15 protein-coding genes and 1 pseudogene are annotated in these 14,972 nt (G+C 51.2%); 9 read left to right on the top strand and 7 right to left on the bottom strand.

Annotated elements, in window-relative coordinates; all coding sequences use genetic code 11:
* Positions 1 to 322, bottom strand: a pseudogene (locus tag AP057_RS14275) (transposase); the annotation flags it as partial.
* 168 nt (positions 323 to 490) lie between these two features.
* Here AP057_RS14275 and AP057_RS14280 point away from each other — a divergent pair.
* A complete protein-coding gene (locus tag AP057_RS14280; RefSeq protein ID WP_055359040.1) occupies positions 491 to 1,042 on the top strand; it encodes a YpiB family protein in 552 nt (183 codons plus the stop codon).
* Between the two features lie 106 nt (positions 1,043 to 1,148).
* On the opposite strand, the gene AP057_RS14285 is transcribed toward AP057_RS14280, so the two are convergent.
* The 3 genes from AP057_RS14285 to AP057_RS14295 form a co-directional block, all read right to left on the bottom strand.
* A complete protein-coding gene (locus AP057_RS14285) occupies positions 1,149 to 2,273 on the bottom strand; it encodes an FAD-binding oxidoreductase (protein WP_055359041.1) in 1,125 nt (374 codons plus the stop codon).
* Positions 2,274 to 2,379: 106 nt separating this feature from the next.
* On the bottom strand, positions 2,380 to 3,174 hold the full coding sequence (gene speD, locus AP057_RS14290) for an adenosylmethionine decarboxylase (RefSeq protein ID WP_055359042.1): 795 nt from the start codon (positions 3,172 to 3,174) through the stop codon (positions 2,380 to 2,382).
* Positions 3,175 to 3,310: 136 nt separating this feature from the next.
* The gene (locus AP057_RS14295) at positions 3,311 to 4,150 is read right to left on the bottom strand and encodes an MBL fold metallo-hydrolase (protein ID WP_055359043.1); all 840 of its coding nucleotides are present in this window, start codon (positions 4,148 to 4,150) and stop codon (positions 3,311 to 3,313) included.
* Positions 4,151 to 4,710: 560 nt separating this feature from the next.
* Here AP057_RS14295 and AP057_RS14300 point away from each other — a divergent pair.
* Positions 4,711 to 5,361 carry a DUF975 family protein gene (locus AP057_RS14300; RefSeq protein WP_013523504.1) on the top strand — a complete coding sequence of 217 codons (651 nt, stop codon included), beginning with the start codon at positions 4,711 to 4,713 and terminating at the stop codon, positions 5,359 to 5,361.
* Between the two features lie 116 nt (positions 5,362 to 5,477).
* Here AP057_RS14300 and AP057_RS14305 read toward each other — a convergent pair whose 3' ends face one another.
* A complete protein-coding gene (locus AP057_RS14305; protein WP_050497536.1) occupies positions 5,478 to 5,666 on the bottom strand; it encodes a TIGR00366 family protein in 189 nt (62 codons plus the stop codon).
* Between the two features lie 138 nt (positions 5,667 to 5,804).
* On the opposite strand from AP057_RS14305, the gene AP057_RS14310 reads away from it, so the two are divergent.
* The 4 genes from AP057_RS14310 to AP057_RS14325 all read left to right on the top strand — a co-directional run bounded on the left by AP057_RS14310 (position 5,805) and on the right by AP057_RS14325 (position 8,081).
* Positions 5,805 to 6,275, top strand: a complete 471-nt coding sequence (locus AP057_RS14310) for a DUF2935 domain-containing protein (protein WP_055359044.1) — start codon at positions 5,805 to 5,807, stop codon at positions 6,273 to 6,275.
* A 67-nt stretch (positions 6,276 to 6,342) separates the two neighbouring features.
* On the top strand, positions 6,343 to 6,660 hold the full coding sequence (locus tag AP057_RS14315; RefSeq protein WP_025951297.1) for a YbjQ family protein: 318 nt from the start codon (positions 6,343 to 6,345) through the stop codon (positions 6,658 to 6,660).
* A gap of 166 nt (positions 6,661 to 6,826) precedes the next feature.
* Positions 6,827 to 7,135, top strand: coding sequence for a helix-turn-helix transcriptional regulator (locus AP057_RS14320; RefSeq protein WP_025951296.1), 309 nt, complete (start codon positions 6,827 to 6,829; stop codon positions 7,133 to 7,135).
* A 16-nt stretch (positions 7,136 to 7,151) separates the two neighbouring features.
* Positions 7,152 to 8,081, top strand: coding sequence for a cation diffusion facilitator family transporter (locus tag AP057_RS14325; RefSeq protein WP_055359045.1), 930 nt, complete (start codon positions 7,152 to 7,154; stop codon positions 8,079 to 8,081).
* A 31-nt stretch (positions 8,082 to 8,112) separates the two neighbouring features.
* On the opposite strand, the gene AP057_RS14330 is transcribed toward AP057_RS14325, so the two are convergent.
* Positions 8,113 to 9,000, bottom strand: coding sequence for a LysR substrate-binding domain-containing protein (locus AP057_RS14330; RefSeq protein WP_049625584.1), 888 nt, complete (start codon positions 8,998 to 9,000; stop codon positions 8,113 to 8,115).
* Positions 9,001 to 9,242: 242 nt separating this feature from the next.
* Between AP057_RS14330 and AP057_RS14335 the strand changes: the two genes are divergently transcribed.
* From AP057_RS14335 to AP057_RS14345, 3 genes are all read left to right on the top strand, one after another.
* Positions 9,243 to 11,066 carry an assimilatory sulfite reductase (NADPH) flavoprotein subunit gene (locus AP057_RS14335; RefSeq protein ID WP_055359046.1) on the top strand — a complete coding sequence of 608 codons (1,824 nt, stop codon included), beginning with the start codon at positions 9,243 to 9,245 and terminating at the stop codon, positions 11,064 to 11,066.
* Between the two features lie 26 nt (positions 11,067 to 11,092).
* The gene (cysI, locus tag AP057_RS14340; protein WP_055359047.1) at positions 11,093 to 12,814 is read left to right on the top strand and encodes an assimilatory sulfite reductase (NADPH) hemoprotein subunit; all 1,722 of its coding nucleotides are present in this window, start codon (positions 11,093 to 11,095) and stop codon (positions 12,812 to 12,814) included.
* A 526-nt stretch (positions 12,815 to 13,340) separates the two neighbouring features.
* Positions 13,341 to 14,300 (top strand): siderophore ABC transporter substrate-binding protein, encoded by a 960-nt coding sequence (locus AP057_RS14345; protein WP_055359048.1) that lies wholly within the window; start codon positions 13,341 to 13,343, stop codon positions 14,298 to 14,300.
* A gap of 38 nt (positions 14,301 to 14,338) precedes the next feature.
* Here the strand turns inward: AP057_RS14345 and AP057_RS14350 are convergent, their stop codons facing one another.
* On the bottom strand, positions 14,339 to 14,941 hold the full coding sequence (locus tag AP057_RS14350) for a hypothetical protein (protein ID WP_055359057.1): 603 nt from the start codon (positions 14,939 to 14,941) through the stop codon (positions 14,339 to 14,341).
* Positions 14,942 to 14,972 lie beyond the last annotated feature (31 nt).

Genomic DNA, 14,972 nt, shown 5'->3' on the forward strand with positions numbered 1-14,972 from the left:
GGTAAGAAGAGGGAGCCTGGCAGCGAGGGCAGGTCAACGAATCCGGAACACGGTGTTTCGCATTCGCGCGGCGCTGGATGGGCCGTAAAGGACGTCCGTGCTGGGCTTCATAGTCTGCCAACAGCTTCCGGTAATCAAGGGTTTCCGGCACATCGATGATCGGAAGGTCATCGACCTGAAGTTTCCGGTACGGCTTTTGGATGGGTTCGTCCAAGTCCTCGAGATTCAAGGATTTTCCCACGATCACACCCATCAAATACACAATGATTTGATATTGGGTCTTGATTATTTCGAGCAAATAGGCTAATAATTGAGGTAACAAAGCTTGTCACTCCTTTGTTTTGGCTGTTGGGTGTCGTTACCTCAATGATGGCCGAAAACAACGGGGGTGGCAAGCTTTTTTTCTTCCAACCGTTGAAACTCAAGGTAAAACCGTGAGTGTGGAGGATAAACTTTTGACAATACCGAAGCAGTTGAAGGGGGTGAGGCTATGACGAGATGGGTGTCCTATTCAGAAAAGCGGCAGTTCTTAACAACGTTTTTGCAGCAGCATCGTTTGAAGCATCCCGATGCCCGATTTGTGCTTAAGTATTTGCTTCAGCACCCCCATTTGCTTGAGAACGTCCATTTTACAGAAACCGAGCAAAAGCAGGCGCGGTGGCTGATCATTTCGACTGCGATGGCGGAAGAGGAAGGGCTCGTCTTTTATCGGCGCGGTCAAAAAAGCACGAGTTTGGCCGCCATTATGGGCGATTTGGCGCTGCATCCAAATGAACCGCTCTATTTGACGCTTCATTTTCCAGGAAAGGCAAGGAATTTTTCGTACCTTCGGCTTATTGATCACCAAGCGTTTGAAAACGTCCGGCGGCACGAGCGGCATGAGAAAATGGCGAAGGCGGCCGAGCAAGTGCTCGATGAAGCGTTGAAACGCCATGAAGTGTCGATTTTGAAGATGCAAATCGATCAAGCGCTTGACCGCAAAGATATGGAGCTGTTTCACAAGCTGACGGAGCAGTTGAAAAAATATGAAGGACAAAGCTGACAAAACACGGTCAGCTTTGCCCTGACGGTGAGAAAGGGATATCAGTCGCTGCGTTGGCTATTGTCCATATCGTGGAAGCTCCCGTTGTTGCTTTTTCTGATCCCCCTCATTGAACGATCGGTGCGACGGCGCTTGCTGCGTCATAATCGCTTGGGTCGAGTTCCGTCGGCAGGCCGATGACGAGTTTCGCCAACTCCTTTCCTAAATACGGGCCGACGGTGAGACCTGAGGAGCCGAGCCCATTGGCGATATACACCCCAGAAAAGCCCGGAAGCGGTCCGAAGATCGGGAGAAATCCAGGCGTGCGCGGGCGAAACCCGACCCGTGTTTCCACGTAGGTGCACGCCGACAGCCCTGGCGCGACGGCGAGCGCTTTGTCCAGTATTTCGTGGATGCCGCCGGCGGTGGCGCGGACATCCATCCCCGCTTCATCTTCATGGGTCGTTCCGATGATGATTCGCCCTCTAGGGAAGGCGAGCATATACTGATTGTTCGGGGGCATGACGACCGGCCATCGGTCGGTCTCGCCTGCCAACCATTCGAGATGAACGATTTGTCCTTTTTGTGGAGTGACGGCAAACCGAACGCCCAGCGGCTCAAGCAGTTCGCCAGCCCATGCGCCGGCTGTGACGATGACCGCTTCGGCCGTGTATTTCGCTCCATTGACTTCCACGCCGATGACGCGGGAGCCTTCAAACAGGATCTGGGCGTTTCCGCGGATGTAGGCGGCGCCAAGCTTTTGGGCCGCGTTTGTGAGGGCGTCTCGCACCGCCCGGCCGTTCACTCGGGCGGCGCCGCTCACATAAAGGGCATGATGCTCGCCGACAAGCGGCGGAAACAGCTCCTTCGCCTCTTGGGGATGAAGCCGCACGATCTCTCCCATTTCCGGCGCGTCTTCGCGCCGTTTGCGAGCGCGCTCCTCCATTTGTTCCAGTTTCTGTTCGTCTGTGTGCAGCCATAGAGCCCCGACGCGTGCGTAACCGGTCTCCGTTTCCCCGTATGATTCCAGCTCTTCAATGAGGGAAGGATAAAATTTCGCCCCGCCTTTCGCTAACCGATACCATTTTTGGTTGCGGCGCTGCGACAGCCAAGGGCAGACAATCCCCGCCGCCGCACCGGTCGCCTGCCCTTTGTCGCCGCGGTCGATGATGATCACGTTTGCGCCTTCCTTGGCCAAATGGTAAGCGGTCGAGGCCCCTAAAATGCCGGCTCCGACGATGATGTACTTCATTCATGAACACCTTTTCCTTTTTTCTACTAGCATACCATAGACGGCGCCAATCGGGAACCGGTGTGGGCCGGCCCGAAAGCCGGCAGGCGTCAAAAAGGCGCCCGCGTCAAACGGTGTTCGGCATATCTTTTCCGTAAAAGATCTCATCCATTTCCCTTCTCAGCTTGGCGGTTGTTTCATTCGCTTCTTGTTCGCTCAAATCCTCTTTTGCATAGCCAAACAAGTAGTTGTCCAAGTCAAACTGTTTCAACTTGCATTTTGTGTGAAAAATATTCTCTTGGTAAATGTTTACGTCGATCATATCGTACTTTTCGCGAATGTGCTCCGGGATATAATCTTGAATCGACGTAATGTCATGGTCGATAAACAGCTTGTATCCGTGAATGTCGCGCGTAAATCCGCGCACGCGGTAGTCGATGATCATAATGTCGGCGTCAAATGAATGAATCAAATAGTCGAGCGCTTTGAGCGGCGAAATTTCCCCGCATGTGACGACATCAATATCGGCGCGGAACGTGCTGATTCCGTCATTCGGGTGGTATTCTGGGTATGTATGGACGGTGATATGGCTTTTGTCAAGGGAAAGCACCACCGCCTCCGGCAAAGGGCCGTCATCTTCGGGCACCTCGACGACCGGCCCCTCGGAAACGAGCATCGTCACGCTCGCGCCCTGCGGAACGTAATCTTGTTTGGCGATGTTTAACACATGGGCGCCGATCATGTCGGCGACACGTTTTAAAATATTCGTCAGCCGTTCGGCATTGTACACGTCGTCAATGTATTCGATATACGCCTCCCGCTCCTTCGCCGTTTTCGTATAGCAAATATCGTACATATTGAAGCTGAGCGATTTCGTCAAGTTGTTGAACCCGTGCAGCTTGACGCGCGGTGTTTCGTTCATCGACGGGACCCATCCTTTCGTTTTTTCTTAATTTGTCCCGTTGCTGGCGAAGATAGTAATTTTTCATTTGAAATGGAAGAAAACGGAATATGGGCTTGCCCTAATGGTCTATGGCCATTTCCGGGAAGCGTCCGCTTCAGCTTGCCCGTTTCGCTTGATATTCTTGAATGACCGACCGGACAATGTGAAGGGAGTCCCACTCCTTCGCCGAAAAAAAGACGATCGGATATTTTTTCGGGAAAAGCGTTTCTTGAATTTGTTTCGGCGGCATGCCTTTTTCGTATAAATCGATGATGTTGCCTTGAAGTTCAAGCAAGTAATCGAGTTTTCGCTGCAAGGCCTCGCGCCCGTTCGGGAGATAGCCCGCATGGGCGCAGAAGACGTCGCCGAAATCGTATGTCAACGTGCGTTGCAAGGAAGTGATGATCGCCGGGATGTTTTCCTCGCGCAAGATGACTTTCGTTTTCTCCTGACAGTACAAGTCGCCGCTGAACAATTGCCCCGTTTCGCGGTTCAAAAACGCCACATGGTCGATGGAATGGCCCGGCGTCGGGATGACGTCCCACGTTGCGCTTCGTGAGGAAAACGTCGCGCCGATGGGCTTGGCGGTGAATGGATCGCGCTTGCCCCAAAACACTTTTCGGTATAGCGGATAGTCCGCCTTTTGCTGGCAATAATGGATCATCAGTTCGTGCATGTAGATGGGCAGGCCCATCTTTCGCTGCAAAAATGCCGCGCAGCCGGTATGGTCTTCGTGATAGTGGGTGATGACGACTTGGTCGATGTCTTGGTGTTGAAAAAACGAGGTGAATTCGTGTTCCATTGATTTGGCGCCGGTGTCAATCAGCACCCCATCGATGACAAAGCAGCGGACGGTGAGGCGGACGCCTTGAAACATCGCCGTTCCTTTGGCGATATGCACGTTTTGCACGGTCTCCGTTTCAAACCGCTTTTTGATCACTTTATCGAGCCACATAGGGGAACCTCCTTGCCGCAAAAGTGGTTGTGTTCATTATACCATAGAGAATGAGTATTCATTCATTTTTGTTCAATCACCAATCGTTGTGTATCCCTTCTTTTACGGGGAATGAGCGCTCTATCAACATTTCCGGTTCGTTAGAATGACGGGGAAGGCGTTAATAGTAAAATGGTAGAAAACGATTCATTGGGTCATTTTGATGGAGAAGGTTCCCCCATTTCCACCTTAGGGAAACACATAGAGTTGCAATGGGGAGCTCGGGAAGCCTTCTGGCAACGGCGTTGTTCGCTCGCCCGACAGTCGATCCAATCGCTCTGTAAAAACTACAAATGTTAAAGATTCAAATTGCATCTATCCTGAAAATACCCGAACTTCAAAATGTGCAAGGTTTCAGAGTTCGACATAGCGGCATTTTCATCCCTTCGATGGTGACGAAATCTTTTTGTCATGGGAGTCTATATATTTATAAAAATAGGAATATATGATAAATTACAGTTATAATTCATAATATTCCATTGGGGATTTTTAACTTTCATAATTAGTCAAGGGGGAGCCACATGACATTATCGCAACTCAGAAGGCAAGCGAGGCAGGCGTTAAAAGGGCAATGGGGAATGGCAGTTCTTATCATGCTCGTGTATTTTGTGTTGAATACGGTCATCCCAACAGTGTTGGAAATGGTGCTCAGCGGTGGATGGAGCGCTTGGATGGCGCAAGAGGATCCGCCTTTTGCGGCCCAGCTGGTCAGTTTGTTGTATACGGCGGCGCTGCTTCCGCTCGGTATCGCGGTCTATTGGGTGTTTTTGGATGCCTATCGAGGGCAGCCGCTTTCGGTGGCGCCGCTCTTCACCGTGTATCGGCAAGGAAAGCTACCGCTTAAGTTGATCGGCGCATCGATTTTGTACGGCATTTTTGTTTTCCTATGGACTCTTTTGCTCATCATCCCGGGGATTATCAAATCATTGGCTTACTCGCAGACGTTCTTTTTGTTAAAAGACCATCCGGAGTATGGGGCGCTTCAAGCGATTCGTGAAAGCAACAAGCGGATGAAAGGGTATAAATGGAAGCTTTTTTTGCTTTATTTGAGTTTTCTCGGCTGGGGGATTTTATCCCTTCTGACGCTCGGCATCGGGTTGTTATGGCTGATTCCTTATGTGTACACGTCGCTGGCGGCTTTTTATGATGAGTTTATTCGTGTGCAGGAATAGACCATAATAGTTTCGATTCTTGGAAAAAACTATCCGCTAGAAAGGGGAATTTCTTTAAAGGATGAAAAATGTTGCCCGCAGCCAGTTCAATAGGTTGGCTGCAGGCCGTTGTTTGGTTAAAGCACGTACAAAAAGACGGAAGCAACAATGCCGACGTAAAGGAAGGTGATCGTTGTAAAGCCCATAATGTCGCGAATGCGTAGGCCGGCAATGGCAAGGAGCGGGATAGCCCAAAACGGTTGGATCATGTTGCTCCATTCGCCCCAAGCGACGGCCATCACCATTTTGGCTGGATCCACGCCCATCTCAAGTTTCTATGCATGTCGCTATGCCGATCTTCAAGGTGAAACAAGGACGAAGGCTGTGATCATTTCGATCATGGTGCATATCCGCGTTGTTTTGCCCATACACTGAAAGAAGAGGGGAAACAGGGAGGGAAGAGCGTGCAATTTTACTACGGCCCACACATGCCGCTGCGCGTTTTGGATGAGATTGAATTCTGGAAGCACCAAGAGGAAGAACATACGGTCGTCATTCGCGAGCTTGCGTCTGGATTGGAAGCGCCATATGTAGAAGCGTTGAAAAAATGGGAGGAGGCGCTTTCGGCTGCGCATCAGCACGCGGTCCGTTATATCGAATCGGTGGTTCGGGCCGGCCATTATGTTCCTGAACAACTGCATCAACAAGTGCTCCATTTTGTGTCGTACTGCCTAGAGCAGAGCCTTCAGTTCATCGAATTATGCCGGCAAATCAAAACCCGCAGCAAAGCCGTCAGCCAAAACCCGACCGCCAAGGTGGTGCTCGATCACATCATTCGCGAATCGGAGTATTTTGTCGGCATCGCGCAGTTGTTGCTGTACGGTACTCATTCGGCATCGCCTGCACTGCGGACAGATTCATCGGCGACGTCATAGATGCAATGTAGTATAATGGAATTGGGTGCTTCCACCTATTATGATGAGCCACGAGGGGGACATAGCTGTGATTGTCACGACCACCAATACCATTGAGGGAAAAGAAATTGAAGAGTATTTGGGCATCGTAGCGGGAGAGGTCATTTTGGGCGCCAATGTCGTCCGTGATTTTCTCGCCAGCATCACCGACATCATCGGCGGGCGGAGCGGAACGTATGAAAGCAAGCTGGCCGAAGGGCGGGAGATGGCGATCAAGGAGATGGTCAATAAGGCGAAGCATCTTGGCGCTAACGCCGTCATCGGGGTGGATCTTGATTTTGAAACGCTGCGCGATGGCATGATGATGTGCATTGCGACAGGGACGGCGGTGCGGGTGAGATCGTAAGAAAAAAAGCAGAGGGTGCTCCGCCCTTTGCTTTTTTTCTTTGCTCGTGCATGACGGATGTTTATGGAGTTGGGCAGTTCGAAAGAGGATTGACAGAAGAAAAAAAGCAGGTTATGATTCACATATATGAACAAATACTCATATGTTAAAATGAGAGGGAACGATGATGAAGGCAGAAGATCATTTGTTTTTAGATGAAAGCGTCGTGGAGGAAGTGTCGAAAATCTTTAAAGCGTTGGCGGATCCGACGCGGATGAAGATGTTGTATTTGTTGTCGCAGGAAGAATGCCATGTCGGCCATATTGCGGAAGTGCTCGGCATGTCGCAGTCGGCCGTTTCCCATCAACTGGCGCTGCTTCGGGCGCTGCGGCTTGTCAAATATCGCCGTGAAGGGAAATCACTGGTGTATTCGTGCGATGACGATCATGTCATTTCGCTGCTGAGGCAGGCGATTGATCACGCTCAACATCCATAAAAGGGAGAGAAGAACGATGCATCATCATGAACACGGCCATTGCGGCCACCATCACGGGCATCATCATGGCTTGGGCAGAGAGGGGAGCCAAAAAGGGCTGGCGGCCGCTCTTGTCATTACCGTCGGGATTATGGTTCTGGAGTTTGTCGGCGGGCTTGTGACGAACAGCCTTGCTCTTCTTTCGGATTCAGGGCATATGCTGAGCGATGCTGCTTCGCTTTTGTTAAGTCTGTTGGCGGTGTGGTTTGCGGCGAGGCCTGCGTCGCCGAAGAGGACATATGGATTTTACCGGTTCGAGATTTTAGCGGCGCTCGTAAACGGGGTTGCGTTGGTGGGGATTGCCGCTTGGATTATTTGGGAAGCGGTCGCGAGGTTTGTGAATCCACCTGCTGTCGCGAGCGGGCCGATGATGGCCATTGCTGTCATAGGGTTGCTGGCTAATTTGGCAAGCGCTTGGGTGTTAATGCGCAAAGGGGATGTCAAAGAGAACGTCAATGTCCGCAGCGCCTATCTTCATGTACTTGGCGATGCGTTAGGCTCGGTCGGGGCGATCGCGGCGGGGCTTGTCATCTGGCTGTTCGATTGGTACGCGGCTGATCCGCTCATTTCCATTGCGGTGTCGGTGCTGATTTTAAAAGGAGCGTTGGCCGTCGTGAAACAGACAGTGCATATTTTAATGGAAGGAACGCCGGCGGCGATTGACCATGGGGAAGTAAAAGCGGCGCTCTCCGGCATTGAGGGCGTGATCGATGTGCACGATTTGCATATTTGGACGATCACCTCGGGGCTTGATTCGTTAAGCTGCCATTTGCTCATTGAGGAAGGTTGCGATGGGCAGGCGGTTTTGCAGCGGGCGATTGATTTGATCGAGACGCGCTTTCACATTCGCCATGCGACGATTCAAATCGAAATGCCGCATATTCGCCATGGGGAGATGGAAGTATAGGGGAGGGCTGCCAAGCTTCTCCCCGTGTTTTTTAGGATCTCCAATTGTGTTGCAACGTTTCAAGGAAGATACGTACATTTTGCTTGTTTTCCATAATCGGTGCACAAATATAGGAAAACATTCGGTAAAACGGTGGATGGTTCAAGTGAACGATGGACAGATGGCCGTGCTCGATGTCGCGGGCGACGACGCTGCGCGACAGCAAGGACAGGGCGTTGCCGTTGATCAGCGTTTCTTTAATGCCTTGGTTGCTGCTGATGATCATGAGCGATTGGATTTTCAGCCCGTTCGAGCGGATGAAATGGTTGAAATATTCCCTTGTTCCCGACCCGACTTCGCGCGCCACCCACGCCTCGTTTTGCAGCTCGCCGATCGTGACTTCGCCTTTTTGCGCTAGCTCGTGCCGCTTGGAGGCGACGATGACGAGCTCGTCTTGCATAAACGGGTGGACGGACAATTCTTTTTCGTTCGTTTGCCCTTCGATCAAGCCGATGTCGACTTGATACGATTTGACGAGTTCGACAATTTCTTTCGTGTTGCCGATCATCACCTCAAGCTCCAATTCTGGATAGCGCTTTTGGAAATCGGGCAAAAGCGGGGGCAAAATATACTCTCCAATCGTAAAGCTGGCGCCGATGGTCAATTTGCCTTTCACTGAGTGATGGTGCTCCAAAATGTCTTGCTTCGTTTGTTCATAGAGCGCCATCATTTGTTTGGCGCGATCGTACAAAAGTTCACCTGTCGGCGTCATGCGCAACCGCTTCGGGGAGCGGATGAACAGTTTCGTCTGGAACTCCTTCTCTAAATTTTTAATGTGCAAGCTGACACTTGGCTGGGATAAATGGAGAATTTCCGCCGTCTTTGTGAAATTTTTCACTTCTGCTAACGTAATGAACGTCTTCAACTCGTCGTAATACATTGGCCAACCCCTCGCATGCAGCCTGACTGTTTTGTTGCGGATCATTATTAGTGATGTTAATAGTTTTGATAATTTATATTTATTTTACTAATGTTTTGTTTTGCGGTAAAGTGTAAATATGATATTTTGGATAAAGTATACTTTGTTTATAGGGATTAATGGAATTTGGCGTCCGCCCATGATGGCGGGTTAAGCAACGCCAATCGATTCCATCTTATTTTTATATTGTGAGGTGGACACCGTTGCAGCTGCAAGTAACCAACAGTCCGTTTAGCCAGGAGCAGATTGAGCTCTTGAACCGTTTGTTGCCGACGTTGACGCCAGCGCAAAAATTTTGGCTGAGCGGGTATTTGGCCGCCGCCGAGTCGACCGCTGCTGTGCTTGACGCCGAAGCGCCCGCACTGCTTGTCGGGGGCGGGAAACCGGTTTCGAAAGAAGTGACCGTTCTGTACGGTTCGCAGACCGGCAATGCGCAAAAACTGGCCGAAAAAGCAGGCAAGGCGCTTAAGGAGCGCGGATTCGAGGCGAAAGTGTCGTCCATGCTTGACTTTAAGCCGAATGAATTGAAGAAAGTCGAGACGCTGCTCATCGTCGTGAGCACGCATGGGGAAGGCGATCCGCCAGACAACGCGGTGTCGTTTTACGAGTTTCTCCACAGCAAACGGGCGCCGAAGCTGAATCATTTACGCTTTTCCGTCTTGGCGCTTGGCGATACGTCGTATGAACATTTTTGCCAGACGGGGAAAGATTTTGACAAGCGGCTCGAGGAGCTCGGGGGAGAGCGGTTTTATCCGCGCGTCGACTGTGACGTCGACTACGAGGAAGCGGCGGCGAAATGGCTTGACGGCGTGCTTGCCGAGCTGAGCAAGGGGACTAATGCCGAGGCCGCACCAGTGTTGTCGGCCGCTGCGGCCGTGCCGAAAGCCGAACCGGCGGTCGTCTATTCGCGGAAAAATCCGTTCTCGGCTGAGGTGCTGGAAAACATCAACTTAAACGGCCGCGGATCGAACAAAGAAACGCGCCATCTCGAATTGTCTCTTGAAGGATCGGGGTTGAAGTATGAACCGGGCGATGCGCTTGGCATCTTCCCGAAAAACGATCCGGAGCTTGTCGATCTCATCATTCAAGAAATGAAATGGAACCCGGAAGAAACGGTGACGATCGACAAAGACGGGGAAGTGCGGTCGCTCAAAGAAGCGCTCACGTCCCATTTTGAAATCACCGTGTTGACCAAAGCGCTGTTGCAAAAGCTTGCGCCGCTGTCGAAAAACAGCGAGCTTCAAGCGCTCGTCGCCCCAGGCAATGAGGTGAAGCTGAAAGAATACGCCAAAGGCCGCGACTTATTGGATGCGTTCCGCGACTTCGGCCCATGGGATGCGGCGCCGCAACAAGTCATCTCGATTTTGCGCAAAATGCCGCCGCGCCTGTACTCGATCGCGAGCAGCTTAGCGGCCTATCCAGATGAAGTGCACTTGACGATCGGCGCGGTCCGTTATGAGTCGCACGGCCGCCTGCGCAAAGGGGTGTGCTCGACGTTCTGCGCCGAACGCGTCCAAATCGGCGATACGTTGCCGGTCTTTGTGCAGCCGAACCCGAACTTTAAGTTGCCGAAGGATCCCGACACGCCGATCATTATGATCGGTCCAGGCACCGGAGTGGCGCCGTTCCGCGCCTTTATGCAAGAGCGCGAGGCCATCGGGGCGAAAGGAAAATCGTGGCTCTTTTTCGGCGACCAACACTTTATGACCGACTTCCTGTATCAAACGGAATGGCTCGCATGGTTGAAAAGCGGTGTGCTGACCAAAATGGATGTCGCCTTCTCGCGCGATACGGAGCGAAAAATATACGTTCAACACCGGATGCTCGAGCGAAGCAAAGAACTGTTCGGCTGGCTCGAGGATGGCGCTGTTGTCTACGTATGCGGCGACAAACAACACATGGCGCGCGACGTCCATCAGACGTTGATCGAGATTATCGAAAAAGAAGGCGGAATGAGCCGCGAACAGGCGGAAGCGTATGTCACCGAGATGCAAAAGCAAAAACGATACCAACGCGACGTCTATTAATCTCAAAAGAAGGAGTGGGATCGAAAATGGCGAAAGTCGTGTTAAAAGCGCCGGACGGACCGCCAAGCGATGTGGAGCGCATCAAGCAGGAAAGCCGTTACTTGCGCGGCACGCTCGCGGAAACGATGGAAGACCCGCTCAGCGCAGGAATTCCAGAGGATGACAACCGGTTGATGAAATTCCACGGCAGCTACTTGCAAGACGACCGCGACGTGCGCACCGAGCGGCAAAAACAAAAACTGGAGCCTGCATACCAGTTCATGGTTCGCGTCCGCACGCCGGGCGGGGTGGCGACGCCGGAACAGTGGCTTGTCATGGATGAGCTCGCCCGCAAGTATGCGAACGGCACGTTGAAGCTGACGACGCGCCAAGCGTTTCAACTGCATGGCATCTTAAAATGGAATATGAAAAAAACGATGCAAGCCATTAACAACGCGCTGATGACGACGCTTGCGGCGTGTGGCGACGTCAACCGAAACGTCATGTGCAACCCGAACCCGTACCAATCGGAAGTGCATGCGGAAGTATATGAGTGGGCAAAGCTGATCAGCGACCATTTGTTGCCGCGGACGCGGGCGTACTACGAAATTTGGCTGGACGACGAGAAAGTGGCGGGCACGCCGGCGGTTGACGGCGAAGAAGAGCCGATTTACGGACCGACGTATTTGCCGCGGAAGTTTAAAATCGGCATCGCCGTCCCGCCGTCGAACGACGTCGATGTGTTCTCGCAAGACATCGGGTTCATCGCCATTGTCGAAGACGGCAAGCTTGCCGGGTTTAATGTCGCCATCGGTGGCGGCATGGGGATGACCCATGGGGACAAAACGACGTATCCGCAACTGGCGAAAGTGATCGGCTTCTGCAAGCCGGATCAAGTCGTGGAAGTGGCGGAGAAAATTATGACCGTTCAGCGTGACTACGGCAACCGCTCATCGCGCAAACACGCCCGCTTCAAATACACGATCGACCGCCTTGGCCTTGAAACGGTGAAAGAAGAAATTGAGCGCCGCCTTGGCTGGAAGCTCGGCGAAGCGCGCCCGTACCATTTCGAGCATAGCGGCGACCGCTATGGCTGGGTCGAAGGCGTCAATGGGACATGGCACTTCACACTCTTTGTCGAAGGCGGACGCGTCAAAGACTACGACGATTACAAGCTGATGACCGGCCTGCGCGAAATCGCGAAAGTCCATACGGGCGATTTCCGGCTGACGCCAAACCAAAACTTGGTCATCGCTAACGTCACGAGCGAGAAAAAGCCGGAAATCGAGGCACTCATCGCCGAATACGGCTTGACCGATGGCCGCCGGTACACCGCCTTGCGCCGCAACGCGCTCGCCTGTGTCGCCTTGCCGACGTGCGGCTTGGCGATGGCGGAAGCGGAGCGGTACTTGCCGAAGCTGCTTGATAAAATCGAGGAGATTATCGACGAAAACGGTTTGCGCGACGAAGAAATCACGATCCGCATGACGGGCTGTCCGAACGGCTGTGCCCGCCACGTGCTCGCGGAAATCGCCTTCGTCGGCAAAGCGGTCGGAAAATACAACATGTACCTCGGCGCTGCGTTCAACGGCACGCGCCTTGGCAAACTGTACCGCGAAAACATCGGCGAGGAGGAAATTTTGCGCGAACTGCGCGTCCTCCTATCCCGCTATGCGAAAGAGCGGCTCGACGGCGAACATTTCGGCGACTTCGTCATCCGCGCCGGCATCGTCAAAGAAGTGACGGATGGGACGAATTTTCATGATTGAGGCCGAATAATGGATGAAAACCAGCCTCTCCTGGTTTAGGGGAGGTTGGTTTTTTGTTGCTTTCATGCAATGGCTTCGGTGTTTTGTTCATTGTAGCCGCATTCAATCTATATGAGGTTGTAATAAAGGATTTCCGATTCCATGTCCTATCTTTATCACTTGAAAAGCTGGCACGGTGACAAAAAGAGCGAACAATGCTATGTAAAAAATTGCAACTTATATAATTCACAAAATATTTCAACTATATTATAGTAGTGTTATGAACTTGTATTTTTCAGATCATGAAAGTGCGCTGCTGTTTAGGCAGGGCGCTTTTTTTAGCGTCAAGCCCATTGGTGAAGGCGACTGTCGGCGAGCAAACGGTTTGCTTACAAAAAAACGATGAAAAATATTGACAATGTTCCAATTAAGTAAAAAATGGTTGAGCCGGCTTTCATGTTGACATCGGCAAGAAAGGGCGCCCCTTGTCGAGTGAATACGAAAGCCGTCAACATATAATTTGAATTTCCAAAGGGGGGTATAGCCAATGAAACAGCGTTGGTTGATGGTAGTGGTTGCTTTGCTTCTTGTCGTACTGGTTGCTTGCGGCAATAAGGAGAATACAAGCAACGGAGCAAGTGGGAAGAATGACGAGAAGAAAACGGAACAAGCCGAGGAAATGACGATCAAGCACCAGCTTGGAGAGGCGAAAGTCAAGAAAAATCCAGAGAAAGTGGTTGTCTTTGACTTTGGAGTGCTGGACACCCTTGATAAACTAGGGGTGAAGGTGACAGCTTTGCCGCAGATGAACGTGCCGAAATACTTGGAGAAATATAAAAGCAGCGACTACCAAAACATCGGCAGCTTGATGGAGCCGGATTTTGAAAAATTGAGCGAAATCAAGCCGGATGTCATTTTTATTTCCGGTCGTCAAGCAAATTTGTATGACAAGTTGAAAGAGATTGGCCCAACCGTGTATATAGGGATTGACACTCAACATTATTGGGATTCATTTACAAACAATATGAAGCTGATCGGGCAAATGTTTGGCAAAGAAAAAGAAGTAGATGAGGAACTGGCCAATATTGAAAAACAAATCGAAGAAGTGAAGACAAAGGCTGCAGACAAAAAAGCGCTGATCATTTTGACGACCGGCGGGAAAGTGAGTGCGTACGGCAAAGGTTCGCGCTTTGGACTCATCCATGATGTGCTCGGCGTGCCGGCCGCAGACCCGAATTTGAAAGTGACGAATCCTCATGGACAAAGCGTATCATTTGAGTACATTGCCGAGAAAAACCCGGATTACTTGTTCGTCATTGACCGCGACGCCGTTGTAGAAGGAAAGCCGACAGCGAAGCAAACGATTGAAAATGCGCTTGTGAAAAAGACGAAAGCATATCAAAACGGCCACATTGTCTACTTGGATCCAAATTATTGGTATCTCTCAGGCGGCGGATTGACGTCGGTGTCGGAAATGATCAAACAGGTGGAAGAAGGATTGAAATAAAAGGACAGGCGGGCTTAGGCGGCCCGCCTGCTTTATCGTCATAAAATGATATTCTTAATTTTGTAGATTTCCCGTTCGTGTTCGATGACTTTGTTCGAGAGGAAGGTGATGTCAAGTTTGATGTTGTTCAGCTGTTCATTGAATGATTGGGCATGGGAATCGACTTTTTTCTCTAAGGAGTCGAGTCTTTGGTGGATGGAAGAAAATTCACCGTGAAGTTTGTGCACGTCCATCGCGAGGGCGTCGAGTGCGGCGTCGGTTTCATCCTGGCGGTGAAGCAGGGCAGACATCAAGTCATACAGCTCTTTTTGGCCGGCTTTGATATGGGCTTGTTCTTCTTCCAACCGTTTTTGGCCTTCAAGGAGAGCTTGCTGGATGCGTCGGAATTCTTCTTGCTCTTTCCGCATTTCCTGTTGTTCTCTACGGATCTCCTGCTGTTCTTTCCGCATTTCCTGTTGTTCTCTACGGATCTCCTGCTGTTCTTTCCGCATTTCCTGTTGTTCTCTTCGGATCTCCTGCTGTTCTTTTCGCATTTCTTGTTGTTCTGCTTCCAGCCGTTTGTGGCTTTCGACGAGGAGGTGCAGCGTGTTCTCGATATGACCAAGGCGGTTGAACAACTGCAAGAGGATCTCTTCGCTCATGGTTGGCCCCTCTTTCATTCTAATTTCCTTC

The organism is Geobacillus sp. Sah69 (genome assembly GCF_001414205.1).
GTDB classification, from domain to species: Bacteria; Bacillota; Bacilli; order Bacillales; family Anoxybacillaceae; genus Geobacillus; species Geobacillus stearothermophilus.